This is a genomic window from Mariniflexile jejuense (genome assembly GCF_042675665.1).
GTDB lineage: Bacteria > Bacteroidota > Bacteroidia > Flavobacteriales > Flavobacteriaceae > Mariniflexile > Mariniflexile jejuense.
In genome coordinates this window covers 1,980,486-1,997,793 of the sequence record NZ_JBHTJI010000001.1, presented here as the reverse complement: position 1 = coordinate 1,997,793, position 17,308 = coordinate 1,980,486, and the positions used below count along the sequence as shown (strand labels likewise).

Below are 17,308 nucleotides of genomic sequence, written 5' to 3'. Positions count from 1 at the left end.
TATAACTCTAAAATTTTAATCATTATAATCCTAAACGTAGTCCTAATTGAACGGTCATGAATTGTGGCATTAAGCCTAAATCTACACCTTGTCCAAAAATTGATGAAGATGCGCTAAACTCTGGGTCAAAACCTAAGTAGTCTGTAATGGTGAATAGATTATTACCAGAAACGTAAACTTTCATGTATTTGAGGTAGTTCGAATCGATATCGATATCATAGGAAATAACAAGAGTTTTAAGCCTTAGGTAAGAGCCATCTTCTATCCATCGGCTAGAAAAAGAAGCATTTCCTAAAGGATCACCCCACGTTGCTTTTGGTATAGAAGTTTGTTGTCCTTCAGCTATCCAACGGTTATTTACAGCGATACTTTGGTTTTCATATCCGCTCATTTTTTCAAGGTTTTGACGAACACCGTTATATATATCATTTCCTATAGAAAAGTTGAATAATCCGGAAATACTTAATCGTTTGTATGTAAAGTTTGTGCTAATGCTTCCTGTTAAGTCTGGATTTGGATTTCCTATAACTTTACGATCACTTTCATCAATAACTTTATCACCGTTTAAGTCTTGAAAAATAACATCACCCCCAGAAAAAGGAACTAAACTTCCGTTTGACATTCTTCGAGATAAACCTTCTGTAAGAGCTTGTGCTGTGGTACTATATACGCCATTTGCTTGATAGCCGTAAAATAGGTTAGCGTCTTGTCCTTCATCAGTTATATAAGTAGCACCACCAAATTGTGTGATAATGCGATTGTTTGGGATGCTTAATATTTCGTTTTTGTATTTTGATATGTTTACACCTAAATCAAATTGAATATCTGAAGTATTTACCAATCTGCTATTTAAGCCCAAATCAAAACCTTGCGTTCTCATTGCACCACTATTCGATACAATATAATCGAAGCCACTTGTTGTGTTTAGGGTTTCGTAGGTTATCATATCTGTAATTCTGTTTGAAAACACATCGAAAGTACCATTTAAGCGTTCGTTAAATAAGGCGAAATCTAAACCTAGATTTAATTTTTGTACACTTTCCCATTTTAATTTTGGATTTCCAATATTACCTCTTACAAGACCTTGAATACCTAATAAGTTTTGCGAAACGTATAGTTGTTGTGCAGTATAGTTTCCTATATCATCATTACCACTTACACCAAAACTACCGCGAAGTTTTAATAGGTCAAAAGCTTTCGAGTTTTTCATGAAATTTTCAGAAGAAATTAACCATCCACCAGATATTGAGCCCAAAGCTGAAAATTTAACTTCATCACCAAAACGACTTGAACCGTCGTAAGAAGTGTTCAATGTTATAAAATATTTATTTAAATAATTGTATTCTGCGTTTATATAGCTATTAACCCAATTCCATTCACCTAAAGCACCGCCAACAATTCTTAAAAGGTTGCTTCCTGCGCCTACAGTTGTGAAATCATCTGTAGCAGAATTAAAACCTAATCCCAAATCACTTTCAGATTTGTTTGATTGGGTTCGCATACCTAAACTTACATTAAAATTGTGTTTGTAATCAATGCTTTTAGCGTAATTTAAAGACCCATGTGTATAAAGTGAGTAATATTGTTGCACTTCACTACCACTACGGTTATTAGCTATGGCTGTTGGTAAAGTTATATCGGCTACACCAAAGTTAGGTATAAAAAAATTCTCGCGTTCCTTGTTGAAATTTAGACCAACCAAAAGGTTTGCTTTTAGAGTTTTATTGATGTCATATTGAAAATTTAAGTTTCCAAAGAATCTATAATTTTTATTGATTCCTATACTGTTTTGAATAATTGCAACAGGGTTGCTTACATTAAAAATATCTACATCTGATAAGTTTGGAGATACTTCACCAGTTGCATTTATTGCATTTACTGCAACAAAAGGCGACTTTGTAAGTGCCAAATACATAGGGCTGGTTTTATATGCTAAACCTTGGTCGTGTTGGTTTTCTGTATTATAAATAAATGATAGGTTAGCATCAACCGAAAGTTTATCGGTAAGACGTAAATCGGCATTTAATCTTGTGTTATAGCGTTGTAAATTAGTATTTCCAGTGATGCCTTCGCTATTAAGGTATCCTACAGAAATCCCATATTTTGCAATATTATCACCACCTCTAATTTTTAAGAAGTAGCTTTGGTTTTCGCTAGCATTAAAAACTTTTTCTTGCCAATTTGTTTCATTATGGTATTGGTAATAATAACCACTATCAGTATTGTCCAGCATCCATGGTTTATTGGCTATTTGTTGTTGGCTATCACCTCTGGTTGCTAATAATTGTGATAAGTATGTTCTATAATTTCCTGATTTCATAACAGGTATTGGGCGTGGATCTCCGTTAACACCACCATACATTGTGAAATCAATTTTAGTGCTTAAATCAACAGGACGCGTAGTTGTAATAATAATTACCCCATTTGCTCCTTTTGTACCATAAAGTGATGAACCATCTTTTAATACAGTAATATCTTCAATATCTTTCACATCTAGCATAGATAGTGGTGATGTAGTATTGTTTTGTATTATACCAGATCCATAATCTTCATCATCATAAATCATTCCATCCAAAATAATTAATGGTTTGTTGGTAGCATAAAGCGAGTTAAAACCTCTTAATGTTAAATAAGCACCAGAGCCTGGAACTCCTGAATTACGAACACTATTAAGTCCTGTAATACGACCTTGTAAAAAGCCTCCAATGGATTCGTTTATAGGAATTCCCCATTGTTTCTCTTCAAAATCTACTACTTGCGCTGCTTTAGAGTTGGTGTATTGTAATTGTTCATTACTTGGTAAATTAGCAGTTTGGTAAAATGGAGAGTAACTAGCTTCAAAAAGAGCTATTTCAATACCGTTGGTTCTATTATTTAATGGAAAAACTTTAGTTTGATAATCTTGCCCACTTATTATTAATAGTGCGTTAAGATGAGGTGCTTTAATAGAAAAGCTACCATCTTCTTTAGTAATTGCTGCAGAAAAATCTTTTATAGCAATATTAATACCGGAAATTCCTTTACCTGTTTTAGCATTTTTAATCAGACCTACTATTTCAATCCCATCTTTAATTTGGGTTTTTACTTTTGTAGAATCTGAAGCAGTTTGTGCATTAAGATTCATTTTAATTCCCCCGAAAAGAAGTATGCAAAGTAGACCTGTTAGTTGCAATATTTTGAGCATAATAGTTGGTTTAAAAGACATTTATTTAATAACTGGAACTAGTTTTAGGTAATCTAAGCTTAAGGTGTTATTACCGTTAACACCAGTATTTGCGGCAATAAGTGATATTAAATCTATAGTACCAGCTTCGTTTAGAGTAAATTCTCCTATAAATATTTCATCATATACATTTGGAGGTACATCAGTATAAGGTAACTCTGCTATAGGGTCTAACACTGTACCATCTACTTGCCTCGTTCCACCTATGCGTAAACTTTGTTGAAATGTATTTGCTTGAATATCGTTTACGGCACGCCAATATACCTTATACGTTGTGCTATAAAGGTTTGAAGCACTATAGTTTATAGTAAACAAAGGTGTGCCATGGTTTTGTATCATGATGTCATTAAATAAAACACCATTATTATCATTTTTTTCTCTGTAAAATGTGTTGGTGCGTTTATCATTTCTGCTAAATCCTACAGGTTTTTCACCTTCAATTTTTGAGGTAACCAAACGAGTTTTAAGAGGAACATCTAACGCATTCATTACATATATAATGCCATTACTTAATTGAATTTCTCTTACAATATTATTTTTGTTTATTGGTACTTTTACACCAAATCTCGATGTAAGAGTGTCTGGCAAATTTTCTCTAGCAATAGCCTTATGAAAAGCAAAATCTCTAGATGTAAAGTAACTAGCGTATGTTGTGGTTGAATCTTGATTACTTTTTATTAAATAAGGTTCTAATTTTTCAACTTCAATATTGTAAGCGTCGTTTTCTAGTAAGAAAAAAGTGTATTTGTTTTTTTCGTTGTTTAGGTTATAAACATTTTTTAGGTACGAGTTGGTAAGTGAATCTGAATAGATTTTATGAAACTCGAAAGCTTTGGCAATACTATCCGATTTATACAAGTTAAATTGGGTTAAACTTTGTAAGTAAGCACTTAAATTACTACTTCCTGTATTTTCTTTTAAATATTCCCAAATATTAGATTTAGGTTCTAATGCTTTATTGATGATGTGAAACAAACCATTAGAAGCATATTGATTTGCTGTTATCACACTAGCATCTGCCATTATAGATCCGTTTTTAAATTCAAGATATTTGTTTGACAACATTTGTATTGTTACAGTATCTTTTTCGGTTACCGATGAAAACGCTGTTAAAGCTATGTGGTTTTGTACAAATAAGCGTTTTTTATCTAAATTGCTTAATAGAGCTGGGTCAACTTGACTTAAAGCAGCATTTGTAGGCGCCCAAACGGTGTAAGTTTTAGAATTAGACAATTCAATATCTAAACCAGTTTCAGCAATTAATTTTGCAAATTCTGTTGTTTCTGTAGTGTTTTTAAGGCGTTCGTTTAAGTTTTGTTTTAAATTATCATCATTAGTACTGTTGTGATCATCCCAAGGGTCTGAGCATGAAACAGCACCAATTAAAGCAATACTTGCAAATAAGCCTTTTATGTATTTGTTAGTTGTTATCATCCTTTGATGGATTAGTTTATCTATTATTATTAATTAGAGTTGTTATTGGTAAATTAGTCCAGGACCACCTGCTTGAAACTTCGGATAAAGTTGATCCATATCTATTGGTCTAAATTCAACCACATCTATCCATGTTTGTCCATTACTACTATCTTGTAATGCTTCAAATGTTATTTTATGTCTTCCTGTAGTAGGGATGTCGATAATTCCAACAAGTCTACAGTTAAATCGGTTAGTGTGTGGTTCAATATGTCTTTTATATCCTTGCGATTCTAGAACACGTTCAGGTTCTGTAGTATTACCATATTCTCTAAAATTAATTGTTCTAGACATAGGAATACCATTTATTGATACTTGTGTAGAGGCTGAAGATCTTTCATTTGTTCTATAAGATACCCAAACTTTGTATTTACCTTTAATAATTACAGGTGTATCAAATGTTATAGGGTCTAAAAAGCCATTTCTAAAACGTAATAACTCTATTACATCTCCATTCCATGCTCTATCTAAATAAGCACCATCTCCAATAGAAGCGGCAACGTAGGTTAGCGATTGATTGTCTGGCCAGTCAACTTCACTTAATTGACTTTTAGATAACGAAACGAAATTGCCTGGTTTTCTAAAAACTGAGCTTAATTGTCTTATTTCAGGTTGATCTCCTAAGTCAAAATAAACAGGTTGAGGAAATCTCTTTTTAATAAAAAAGTTGTTTTTCACATAATGTAGTGCACCATTTGAGGTGGTTACATCACTAGTAGTACGATTAATTTCAACACCTTTTTCTAATACACCGTTAAATGTAACTTCATTAATTAAAAGAGAGTCTGATGCTAGTTTTATAGTTATAACCTCAAGAGGAGCTTTTGTTAATATCGCAGGTGTTACAGCTAAATCGGCCATGTATTTGAGACCGGGTATAATGCGATATGCTACGAATAAATTAAGACTGTCTTCAGGGTTTAAAGGATCGTTTAAATGGCTGTATTTAGCTTTTAGATCATTAAGATTATTTAAGCCGTTTTTTTGAAACACCTCATTGGTTTGGGCAAAAACACTTAAATGGCTGGAAATACTATCTTGATCATAAGTAACAGGTTTGTTAAGTTTATCATACCAACCAGTTGCTTTTAGCGCTTCGGTAAAAAGAGAAAGTGAAGCGTCTTCTTCTATAGTTTTGGCTAATGTTTTATTTGCAACACGTAATACTTTGTCTAATACATGAATTATTCCATTTCCAACTATTATGTTTGAAGAAACTATTCTTGCTTCTTTATTAACCGTAATACTTGAAGCTCCTTCAATAAAAGCAGCACCCGTAATTATAAATTGGCCTTGTAAACTTGGGCTAGCTATTTTCCCATCAGTAAATGATGTTGTGTTTACTGTTTGCGGTAATATGTGAAGTTTAGCAAGTTCTTTTAAGTCTTCTAGTGGAATATCTTTAACAGAATTTACTCCTAATTGATTTAGTAAACTTGTTACTGCATCATTAGTAGGTAAAAATAATGTATAGGTTCCGTAAGTATTCATAAATGAAGCGTAACCTGTAACATCTAAAATTTCTAGAAAAAGTGAATACTCGCTATTAGCTCTTAAATATTCAGTTATGTTCAAAGTGTCGTCAGTTGATTCTTTAAATTTTTCAGACGTACAGTTTAAAACAAAAATAGTCGCTAGAACTGTAAGTACAAGTCTAGATAAATGGCGAAAGTTTAATAATTTTTTCATGACTATATTTTTTATTTATAAAACGGATTCTGTACCAATGCTTTGTTTGTAAATAGCTCATTTTCATTAATAGGTAAATAATGGCTATTAGAGTCTTTCATCTTAGCAATAATGCTTTGTTGTTGATTTGCAGGAGCACTTTTTAATGCTACGGCAAGTAAAATGTTTAAGTAAGAGTAATTTTCTTTACGAGCGTTACGTAAAACATCAAACCAACGTTTACCTTCAAAAGCAAACTCTCTTGAGCGTTCTGCAAGAATGTATAATCTTATACCAGCTTTGTCATCTAAAGCAATTTGTTGTGCAGTTTCGTCTATAGCTGCTCGTTTTAAACGGATATTTTCAATAATATTTAATGCTTCTTCACCTTGGCCTAGTTCATTTAAAGCTTCAGCCTTCATTAATAAAACATCTGCATATCTATAAATGAACCAATGTGTGTCAGATTCTGATAAAGCTTTGCGTTGTTCGGTATTTAGACCTGTAAATTTGTAAATTTCATTTGTGCCAGGAACTAATGAAGTTCTTTCTCCACGTATATCTTTATTTAAAGGATCTTCAAAATCAACACCAAAAACACCTTCTAATACTAAAGGTGATGCTAAATATTGAGGGCGTTGTAGAAAGATACTATAAAAAGGATTAAGGTTTTGTGTTGTGTATTGAAGTTCAAATATGCTTTCTGTTGAATTTCCTCTTGCAAATACCGTATTAAACCATTGTGGACTTGCATTAATTAATGCGAAAGAACCAGAATTAATAACTTTATTAGCTGCTATTAAAGCATCTTCGTAGTTTTCTTGCCATAAGTAAACATCTGCAAGCATTGCGTTTATAGCGTTTTTTGTAATTCGTCCTTTGGTTTCTGGAATATTGTTGTAAGTTTCAACAGCAAAACCTTCAGCCTTAGTTAAATCGGCTACAACTTGCTTAAATACGTCTGCTTGCGATGAAACAGGTAATTGAAAATTATCTTGATCTGATAGGGTTGCTTCTAATTTTAATGGAACATCTTTAAAAGAGCGTGCTAGGGTAAAATATAAATAGGCACGAATTGCTAAAGCTTCAGAAAGAAAATTATTTAATTTCACCTGTGTAAGGGTTGGGTCATTTTGTAAAACACTAGGTGCTAAATCTATAACTGTGTTGCAATAATTTATTATTCTGTAGTATTGAGACCATGTTGTAAGCGTATTTGATGGTAAAATATTAGAGGTTAACATATCTATTTGATCGTCAGACATAAAAGCTCCAGGGCTTACCATATCAGCTCTAAGTTCTCCATACATAAATGTATATTCAGCAAGTGTAAGGTCGCTTTCAGATGGTGGCGTGTTTAGCATAGCAGAATAGATACCTATTACGGCTGCTTGAACATCTTCTTTTGTTTTCCAAAATTCTTCACGTATTGTGCCGTCTTCAGGTTTTAAATCTAAATAACTATCGCATGATAGATTTAGTGTTGCTATGATTATAGTTAGCGTATATGTTAGTTTTGTTCGCATGAATCAAGTAGTTTAGTATTAAAATCTGGTTCTAAGACCTATTGTAAAACGACGAGTAGGAGGCGTTCTTGAATAATCTATTGCTATTCCAAAAGGATCTCCATTTGGTAGATTTACTTCAGGATCTTGTCCTTTATATTTTGTAAATGTTAAAATGTTATCTGCTGTGAAATAAATATTTAAATCATCAAGATTTAAGTTTTTCAAAAAATTCTTTTCAAAAGCATAGCTAAAGGTTGCAGATCTAAATCTTAAAAAAGATGCATCTTCTACATAACGGTTTGAACCAAGCCAGTTATAAGCAGCACCATAAACTGCACGAGGCATATTAGTTACATCTCCAGGGTTTCTCCAACGTGATAATGTGGCTGTACTTTGGTTATCGTAAGAATACATGTTTGTTGTTAGCATATCGGTACCATTAACTATATCATAGTCTAAGCGGTAAGTAAAGAACAATAGTAATTTATACTGTTTATTAAAGGTAATAGATGGTCCAAAACCACCTGTAAACTTAGGGTTACTGTTACCTAGGTAAACAACATCTCTACTATCAATATTACCATCATGGTTTACATCTTCATAAATTGCATCACCTGGTTGGAATATGTAATCAGTATTTGGGTAATTAAAACGCATATAAACAGTTTGCCCGTTTGGACCTGTAATAACGTTGCCATTAGCATCTTTTGCCTGTGTTGAAGCTAAGTCGGAATATACACCTTTAAATCTATATCCGTAAAATGAACCAAAAGGATTATCAGTTTGAAGAAAACGTTTAAATTGCCCGTTTCTATCAATATTACCACTTTCACTAGGAAAAAATTCTGAAATTTCACGAATTACGTTTTCATTTCTTGATATGTTAAAGTTGAAATCTATACTCCATTTATCTGTTTTTAAGGGTGTTGTATAAAGTCCAACTTCCCAACCTTGATTGTCAATAACACCCACATTTTGGTCTGAAATATTTGAATAACCTGAAACAGAAGTAACATCTATGTTTGGAAAAAGAAGGTCTTTTGTTCTGTTTTGGTAAACATCAACGTCAAGTATGATACTTTTTTTAAATAATTGTAAGTTGATACCTAAATTTTTACCTGTTAAGGTTTCCCATTTTAAATTAGATAGCTCCATGTTTTGAGGATATACACCACTATATCCTAAATATTCTGAAGGAAAGTTTCCATAAACATTAAAATAGCGGTAATCATAACGTGGTGCTCTACCTGATTGTCCTAAACTGGCACGAAAACTAAAGTCATCAATAAAATCAAGATTTTTCATGAACGGTTCGCCAGAAATTCTCCATCTTGTTGAAATTGAAGGAAAAAGTGCGTAACGATTTTCAGGTCCAAATTTTGAATTTCCATCACCACGAAGTCCAACATTAATAATGTATCTATCTAATAAGCTATATTGGGCATTAATTAATGCAGCAACACTACGTGATTGACTGTTGTTATTGTATAAAGTTAACTCAGAATTTTGAGTTCTTGATGGTACTGATGGATCTGTTAATAATGAAGATGCGGTATTGGATGTAAGTGCTTGATGCGATTCATAGCGATAATCATTAGTTTGAAGCGATAAAATAGTTTGTAAACTATGCTTTTGCCCAATATCTGGTGTGTATATAAAATTTGTTTTTGAAGTAACACTTGTAGCATCAACATCTGCATCAGAAGCTCTGTTTACAACAGTTTCAGTAAATGGTCTTCCAGTAGCATTTTGTGGTAAAAATGCTTTTGCTTTTGTACTATTGAAATCGAACTGTAAATCGAAAGTTGAAATTAATCTTTCAGGAACAATATCAACTTTTAAATTGAAATGAGGTACAATTCTATTGCCAATTTGTGTGTTAGAGGCGTATTCTGCTAATGCCAAAGGATTGTATGTACGAGAGTAAGAACCTTGAATATTAATTGCTGGTGAGAAATAATTTGGCGTTAAGTCACCCACATCATCATATTCATAAATACTCATGTTAGGCATTTTATTGTAAGCTACACTTCTAACACGATCACCACTTCCTGTACCATTTACATAATTACGCTCAGTATCTGTACGGGTATATGAAATATCTGCTTTAAAGCGAATTCTATCAGAAACTATATAGTCTAAGTTTAAACGACCATTTATACGATCAAAGCCTGTTCCTTTAGTAACACCTTTTGAACTGTAATAACCTATAGATGTAAAATAACGTGCTTTTTCACCACCACCTTGTAAAGATAGGTTGTGTTCTCCAGTTATACCTGTTTGTGTAATAGCAGCAACCCAATCGGTATTATTGCCATAGTTTTTATACCAGTATACTTCTTGCGGGTCATATTGAAACTCTTTTACAGTAAGTGTATTAAGAGGAGAACCATTACGATTCATAAATGCTTCTGGAATTAACTGTGAATATTGGTCACCACTAAGCATAGGTATTGTTTGAGGTACTTTTGAAGAAGTTCCTGTAAAACTATAGCCTATTTTTGGTGCTCCAACAGATCCTCTTTTTGTGTTAATTATTAACACACCACTTGCAGCACGCGCACCCCACATGGCTGTAGCAGCAGCATCTTTTAATATGGTAATACTTTCTATATCACTTGGCGCAACATTCAATAATGCAGCGTAACCTTGTTGGTCTGCAGAACCAAAGTTAAAATCTTCAGGAATAGAGGTTTCATAAGGCATACCATCAACAACTACTAATGGATCTGATGAGCCAGTAATAGAAGATGTTCCACGAATACGAATTTGCATTCCAGCTCCTGGATCTCCTGAATTAGCAACAATATCAACACCAGGTACTCTACCTTGAAGTGCTTCATCTATAGAAGCCGCTTGGGTGTTTTCAACTTCACTAGCCTTAATAGTAACTGCACTTGTGGTTAAATTACGCTCTGCTATATTTAGTAAGCCACTTTCTGTAGCTTTAGTAGCACTAATAACTATTTCATCTAAGCCTTCAACTGAAACTTCTAGATTTATTTTAAAGTTTCTTTGATTGCCAATTGATATAATTTTGGATTTATAACCTAAAGTTGATATAACTAATTGGTTTTTAATATTTTTAACCCGTATAGCGAAATTTCCATCAAAATCTGTAACAACGCCAGATACGGTTCTTTTTTCTGAATCTTGTTCTATTACGGTTGCTCCAAGCAATGGTTCTTTGGTGGTTGCATCTAACACTTGCCCTCTAATAATATCAGATTCTTGAGCAGAAACTTTTAAAGACGACATGGTGATTAAGAACAATATAAAGCAGTAAAAAAGTTTGGTAAAGTTATGTTTCATTTTATTCTTGGTATAATAAATAGTTGTCAACTAAATGAATTAGAGATCGATCGGCTAGGTTATTACTTAAACTTGGGATATAATTTGAAATTCTATTTTTAGAATCAACGAAACTAAGGTCGCCTGGAGCATTTACAATATTTATATATGTTTTTTCTCCAAGTGAACTTTTACGTAATGTTTCTGTTAATCCATTAATAAGTCCATCCGCAGAGGCAGTTCGTGTAGCTAAAATATGATACCTAATAAAGTCAGATACTTTATCTTTATCGATTTGATTTGCAGGTATAAAAGTTGGAATTCCAGTAGTGGTATTTCCAGGAAGCACACCATCGCGAACAGCTTGTTGAATGGCAGAATTTTTTGGAATAACAAATGTATATGATGTTCCTAATTCTACACCTTGTATATTTCCTGTTGCACTATCATAAATATTAGAATAAAGTAGCAAAATGTAAAAAAATTGAAACTGTGAACCTGAGGTTGTTCCCAATGCTTTTATATCCAATCCTTGGGGTTCTTCACTAAACTGTAAGAGTTTGTCAATATAATACGTACGACCGTTTCTTTGGTCTTCGTAGCCTAAAATATTTACTTTGTTTCCTAATACTTCATTGCCAGCAGCCCAAACCTGATTATTTTGCCACTTAATATATTCACCAGCTAAGTCAAAATCTCCTGATCGAATAATACCTGAGCCAGATAAATCATTTAATTCATTATTTGGCGTAGGAATAATTCCGTTATATAGCACGCGAAGTAAACTAGTTCTGGCCAATGTTCCTGTAACTGTATTGCCTGTTGAAGGAGAAGTGTATACCCATTCACTACGGTTTATATTGTAGTCGTATCCAAGTCCTCGTAGTGCAGTGTCGGATGGTAAAAACAATGTATATCTTCCAGTTATGTTACTTATTATTTCTCTATAACCAGAACCATCGTTATATAAACGCGTTGCTAGTGTAAATCTAGGATCTAAATATGCAGAAGTATAAACGGTAAAGAATAAATTTGATTCTTGAATTTTGTTTGTTCCATAGAAGAAACCATTACTTAGTACTTTTGCTTCAGTAACATTGGTGTTCATGTTTATTCGAATATCTTCTTCCAAGGCATTACTGTATCCAGCAACTAATGAAGGCCATACAGCATTTTTCACCATATGAGCATTGAAAAAATCTTCAAATACATATTTTGGAAGTTTATCAAGCGATGGATAGTTTTTTAAAAGCACATCATCAATAAATTTTTGTAATACAGCATTTTCAGGAGCAAATATGGTGTAGGCATCATTTTGCCCATCATTGTCCGATTCTTTTATATAGTTTTCATTGTTTGGCGAAAAAGACAAAGCTGGATCATAAACTTTAACATAGACTTTATCTGTTTTTCGGGTAAAGTTTTGGTATGTTGTCGTTGCATCTTGATCAAAAACATATTGCACTAAATTGGTTTCTAATAACTCTCTAAAGAGGCTATATTTTGAACTTTCTTCAAGTTTTTGGTCTAGATTTATAGGTGGTAGAGACACTTTATTCACTTCATGTATGATACCATTTTCAGCTACAATATCAGCTTTCACAGTTTGCCCGCTAAGTATATTAAAACCTGTGTAGGTTGTGTTTGGAAAAAAATAATTATAATCACTCGCACCTAACCCAAAGGCAGTCATGTATTCATCAACAAAGTAGGTTATGTATTTGTTGTTATTATCACCTGGGACATAGTAATCTGCTCCAGGAGCATTGTTTCTGTTGGAACCAGCTACAACCATTGGGCTGCCATTAATGGTTTTAGTTTGAAACCCATCATAATAAGCAGTTCTTCTTCTAAATGCGTTATCTTCTTCCCAACCTGTTCTGGATTGATAATCTGAAAGTCTTTCGGTACGAAATGCATTATAAATTAATGCGTATCTTACTATTTTTGAGGCAAGTACAGAATCTATACTTGCAACATTTGCAATTCCTTGTTCTTGGAAAAAAGCAGTAAAAGCATCGTCGTTTGGAGCCATCATTGTCCAATACCCAGCTTTACTTAAAATGTCTTTATAGCCAGCTTTTTCTATAAGCTTAGTAAGTGTATTGAAATTTCCTTGGGCTTCCAATTGTTGGTAAATTGGAGGTTCAAGATAATCAGGTCTTGCATAATACTTGTCAAATTCCTCTTTGCTACTACAATTAGTAAGAGAAAAAATAAGAGGTAAAAAAAGCAAATAATAGAGTATTTTTTTCTTCATTATGTGATGACTTATAAAGTTGTTGAAACTGACATTATATTTTAATTAACATTTCTTTACGAAAACTTTAACACTCAAAAATATTATTATGAAATAGGGTTTCTATCCTGTACTATCCTGTGTTTGTAGGGTTTTATGTAAAATAATTTTAATTTTTTTACATAAAAAGCCAAACTTATGTTTATTTCAGTATATTAATTTAACAACTATTAAGGGTAAAATAGTATATATGTTTTAAGTGAAAATTCAGCATTAAAGCTTTTTTGCTTTTTGGCCTGATGAATTTAGTTGATTAGTTGAGGTTTATTGGAAAAATAAATTAATCAATTTCAATAAAATCACGTAACCCTATTTCTTTATTTTTTTTTAAAACTTTTGCAATAGTTAAAGCTGTAAATGTTGCACCTTCCAAATTAGTGTGGGTATGATCTTGTGGAAAGAATACTTTTACATTTTCTTTTCCTAGATCTTCATATTTAATGGCTATAATATTATTTACATCTATATAAAAAGCGTCTTCAATTTCTGCAGCTTCTTTAGCCCATTTTACATATGTATCTGTTCTACGTTCTACTTTGTTATTTGGCCATTCATTTCTTGGTGTTAAACTTAAAACTATTGGAATAGCTTCTTTTTCTTTTATGTCTCTTATCATTTTTTTCATATACCAGCCATAAGTGTGTACAGTTTCGGTAGTACTATCTCTTTCTACTTGTTGTGTTTCTTCTCCTAAGCCTTTTAAAGAACCTCGGTATTTTTCTTTATCAATATTTCCTGCATCGTTATGGCCAAATTGTATAAAAACATAATCGCCTTTTTGAAATTCTTTTTTTACAGCATCCCATTTACCTTCAAAAGTGTAAGATCGTGTACTTCTACCTCCAACAGCTTTATTTATAATATTAAGCCTTAAAGTGTCGCAAAATTGCGAAAATGCAACACCCCAACCAATTGTGTTTGGGTTGCTGCTATTTGCCATGGTAGAATCGCCTATTAAAAAAATATTTTTCTTTTTCGGTAATACTATTTTTGGGTTGTTAATTATAAATTGTTTTAGTGAATTATTTGTGTAATATAAGGCGTCAATAATGCATGAAGCAGCAAGAACAGCACCCTTTGCAGTAGTATGAGTGTGATCTCGTTTGTAAAAATAAGTGCCGGTTACTTGGTTTTCTCCTAATGGTTCAAGTTTTGTAGCCATTTTTTCATTTAAATCAATAAATGTTACGTTTTCTTGTGTAGCTACTTGTTTAGCCCATAAGCCGTAAGATTCATTGTTTCTTGGTATTTTATGACCTTTCCAATCATTTCTTGGAATAGGTGACATTACAATTGGTATAGCGCCTTTAGATTTGGCTTCTTTCACTATTTTTCTAATATACCAGCCATATGAATGTACAATTTCATGTTTTTTAGTAATAAGGTTATCTATTTTTTGTGTTTCGTTTCCAGTACCTTTTATAGTGCCTCTTGCTCTAATAGTATCGTTTATAGGACCGTTATCATTATGCCCAAATTGTATTAAAACATAGTCGCCTTTTTTTAATTTTTTATATACAGCATCCCATAAACCAAGGTTTTGATAAGTTCTGCTGCTGGTACCACCTAAGGCATGGTTTTCTACGTTTACTTTGGTTGAATCCAAATATTGACCAATAAAATCGCCCCAACCCCAAAGACCTCCAGAACCGTCTCCACGTCCATTTTTTACCGTAGAATCACCAACGGTGTAAACAGTAGGCTTTTTTACATATTCAGAAGTTGATTGTGTAATAGATTTGCAATTTATAAATATAGTTGAAAGAAAAAATAATAGTAGAAATTTTAAATTTTTCATGGTAGTATTTTAATCAATTTTTAATGTATTGTAAATTTATATAAAAAAAAATGGAGGTAATTTACCTCCATTTTTTTAATATTAAGCAAAATGGATTAATATCCAGGGTTTTGCATCGCAGCTTTTTCAGAAGCATTTAAAGGACGACCTTGTGTATAAATAGCATCTAAAAATGTTTGTGGTATTGGTCTTAAAACATGATAGTCTTTAATGTTTGGAGCAGCTTCAGGGTTGTAAGCTTTAGCTCTAGCTACTAAAGTTTTAGTTCTACTTAAGTCTTCCCAACGATGAAATTCGCCACAAAGTTCTCTGGTACGTTCATTTAAAACTAAGCAAAGCATACGGTCATAATCAGTGGTGTAACCTAATTTTGTAATTATAGCTTCATCAGCAGCAGGAAGAGTATTAATACTTGCTATTGTTAAATTTGTAGCGGTAGTTGCTACAGGTATATTATTTGATTCGTAATACGAATTTTCAGGCATAAAAGATACTGCTCTTGTTCCTTGTCCAGCAGCAGTCCATGCCGCAGATCCGTCAGTATAAGCAGCGCGATCTTCACCTGATTTATATGTAGCACGGTTTCGAACAACGTTTATATAACTTAAAGCGTCACTATATGTTCCTGTTCCTAATTTAGCTAAGCGTACTTTAGCTTCCGCTGCCAATAAATAAGTGTCTGCAGAACGTGCTAATATCATATCACGGCTACCTTTTGTATTATTGAAATCAAGTCTTGAACCATCCATGTGTTTACTTAAAGAAGGGAATCTTACATCTTTCATTAAACCAAAATTGTCTGCGGCATAAGCAACAAATACACTAGGGATTGTTTTTCCGGTTTTTGAATAAATGATGGTGCCATCATTTCTTGTTTTAGTAAATCGTGTGTCAGATGGACTGTTAATTACATACATATAACCTAAGTCCCCATTAACATAGTAATTGCCAGATTTATTATTAACCATACCTTTTGTTTGAAAACTTTTCCAGAATCTGGAATCATTAACTTTGTCAAAAGCATCATACGTAAAGTAAGTTGGTGCTAAACGACTAAATGGTCTTCCTCCTGATGTATTACGAATCATTTGAGGCAATTGATCATAGGTTGAAATGAAATATAAATGTTGTTGATTACCTCCTGTTGTTAATTGATTTGAGTTAAAATCGGCAGATAAAATTAATTCAGATAATTTTTCATTTGCCCCATTTGCAGCTTTAAAATCCCATAAATTAACATAGTTAGGAGCTAGTGGGTGGTTTGCAATAACTTCATCTGAAAGTGTAACTACTTTCTGAAGATCGGCAGCTTTAGTTGCTGAATTCCAAGAATCGTTAATTTCACTTGCACGTGATAAATAAGCTTTTGCCAAGTAATGAGCTGCCGCATCTTTTGTAATTTTGTTAGGTGCTCCAGAATTAGCTAATAAATTATAAGCTTGTGTTAAATCGTCTATAATTTGGCTATAAACTTGTTCTGCTGTTGCTCTTGTAAATTCCAATTCAACAGTATTGCTAACAGTTAACTTTAAAGGAACACCTCCATACTGTCTTACTAATTTTAAATAGTTATACGCTCTCATAAAATACCCTTCTCCTAAAGCTATTTTTTTGATGGCATCATTTGTTGATACAATATTAGTTGCAGATTCAATTAATTGATTAGCATTTCCAATACCCATGTATAAGTTATCCCAATTTGTATTTGCTGCAACAGTATTAGAGTTTGATACAGTTACAAATGAACCAAATCCCGAAGCGTATGAGTTCCATAAGCCGTTTGATGGGTCGCCTCCAACGTGAAACTCGTCTGTTCCTGATTCTGTTGCAGTAAGCGGCACCTCTCGGTTCATGTCTAAAGCAAAAACTTGGTAATAAGTTCCAACAGAAAGTGCTTGAATACCGGCTTCTGTTTTGTAATATTCTTTACTGTATACGGTATTGTATTTTTCTTCTAAAAAATCTTCACTACAAGAATAGGTGAGACCTAAAGAAGCTACAAGCATTAAATTGATATATAATGATTTATAATTTTTCATAATTTATTT

Annotated in this window: 8 protein-coding genes; all 8 read right to left on the bottom strand. The window is 32.8% G+C overall.

Annotation, left to right across the window (positions count from 1 at the left end):
* Nucleotides 1-22: 22 nt before the first annotated feature.
* Nucleotides 23-3,184: a SusC/RagA family TonB-linked outer membrane protein gene (locus ACFQ1R_RS08515; protein ID WP_379925732.1), complete on the bottom strand. Its 3,162-nt coding sequence runs from the start codon at nucleotides 3,182-3,184 to the stop codon at nucleotides 23-25.
* Nucleotides 3,185-3,205: 21 nt separating this feature from the next.
* A complete protein-coding gene (locus ACFQ1R_RS08510) occupies nucleotides 3,206-4,657 on the bottom strand; it encodes a fasciclin domain-containing protein (RefSeq protein WP_379925731.1) in 1,452 nt (483 codons plus the stop codon).
* 42 nt (nucleotides 4,658-4,699) lie between these two features.
* Entirely contained in the window at nucleotides 4,700-6,385 is a 1,686-nt protein-coding gene (locus ACFQ1R_RS08505; protein WP_379925730.1) for a fasciclin domain-containing protein, read from the bottom strand.
* Nucleotides 6,386-6,396: 11 nt separating this feature from the next.
* A complete protein-coding gene (locus tag ACFQ1R_RS08500; RefSeq protein ID WP_379925729.1) occupies nucleotides 6,397-7,890 on the bottom strand; it encodes a RagB/SusD family nutrient uptake outer membrane protein in 1,494 nt (497 codons plus the stop codon).
* A gap of 18 nt (nucleotides 7,891-7,908) precedes the next feature.
* Nucleotides 7,909-11,184 (bottom strand): SusC/RagA family TonB-linked outer membrane protein, encoded by a 3,276-nt coding sequence (locus tag ACFQ1R_RS08495; protein WP_379925728.1) that lies wholly within the window; start codon nucleotides 11,182-11,184, stop codon nucleotides 7,909-7,911.
* Between the two features lies 1 nt (nucleotide 11,185).
* On the bottom strand, nucleotides 11,186-13,423 hold the full coding sequence (locus ACFQ1R_RS08490; RefSeq protein WP_379925727.1) for a fasciclin domain-containing protein: 2,238 nt from the start codon (nucleotides 13,421-13,423) through the stop codon (nucleotides 11,186-11,188).
* Nucleotides 13,424-13,742: 319 nt separating this feature from the next.
* Nucleotides 13,743-15,260 (bottom strand): rhamnogalacturonan acetylesterase, encoded by a 1,518-nt coding sequence (locus tag ACFQ1R_RS08485; RefSeq protein WP_379925726.1) that lies wholly within the window; start codon nucleotides 15,258-15,260, stop codon nucleotides 13,743-13,745.
* Nucleotides 15,261-15,355: 95 nt separating this feature from the next.
* Entirely contained in the window at nucleotides 15,356-17,299 is a 1,944-nt protein-coding gene (locus tag ACFQ1R_RS08480) for a RagB/SusD family nutrient uptake outer membrane protein (protein ID WP_379925725.1), read from the bottom strand.
* Between the last annotated feature and the right edge of the window lie 9 nt (nucleotides 17,300-17,308).

Coding starts and splice junctions, on each gene's coding strand:
- ACFQ1R_RS08515 (WP_379925732.1), bottom strand. CDS start 3,184: ATGCTCAAAATATTGCAACTAACAGGTCTACTTTGCATACTTCTTTTC.
- ACFQ1R_RS08510 (WP_379925731.1), bottom strand. CDS start 4,657: ATGATAACAACTAACAAATACATAAAAGGCTTATTTGCAAGTATTGCT.
- ACFQ1R_RS08505 (WP_379925730.1), bottom strand. CDS start 6,385: ATGAAAAAATTATTAAACTTTCGCCATTTATCTAGACTTGTACTTACA.
- ACFQ1R_RS08500 (WP_379925729.1), bottom strand. CDS start 7,890: ATGCGAACAAAACTAACATATACGCTAACTATAATCATAGCAACACTA.
- ACFQ1R_RS08495 (WP_379925728.1), bottom strand. CDS start 11,184: ATGAAACATAACTTTACCAAACTTTTTTACTGCTTTATATTGTTCTTA.
- ACFQ1R_RS08490 (WP_379925727.1), bottom strand. CDS start 13,423: ATGAAGAAAAAAATACTCTATTATTTGCTTTTTTTACCTCTTATTTTT.
- ACFQ1R_RS08485 (WP_379925726.1), bottom strand. CDS start 15,260: ATGAAAAATTTAAAATTTCTACTATTATTTTTTCTTTCAACTATATTT.
- ACFQ1R_RS08480 (WP_379925725.1), bottom strand. CDS start 17,299: ATGAAAAATTATAAATCATTATATATCAATTTAATGCTTGTAGCTTCT.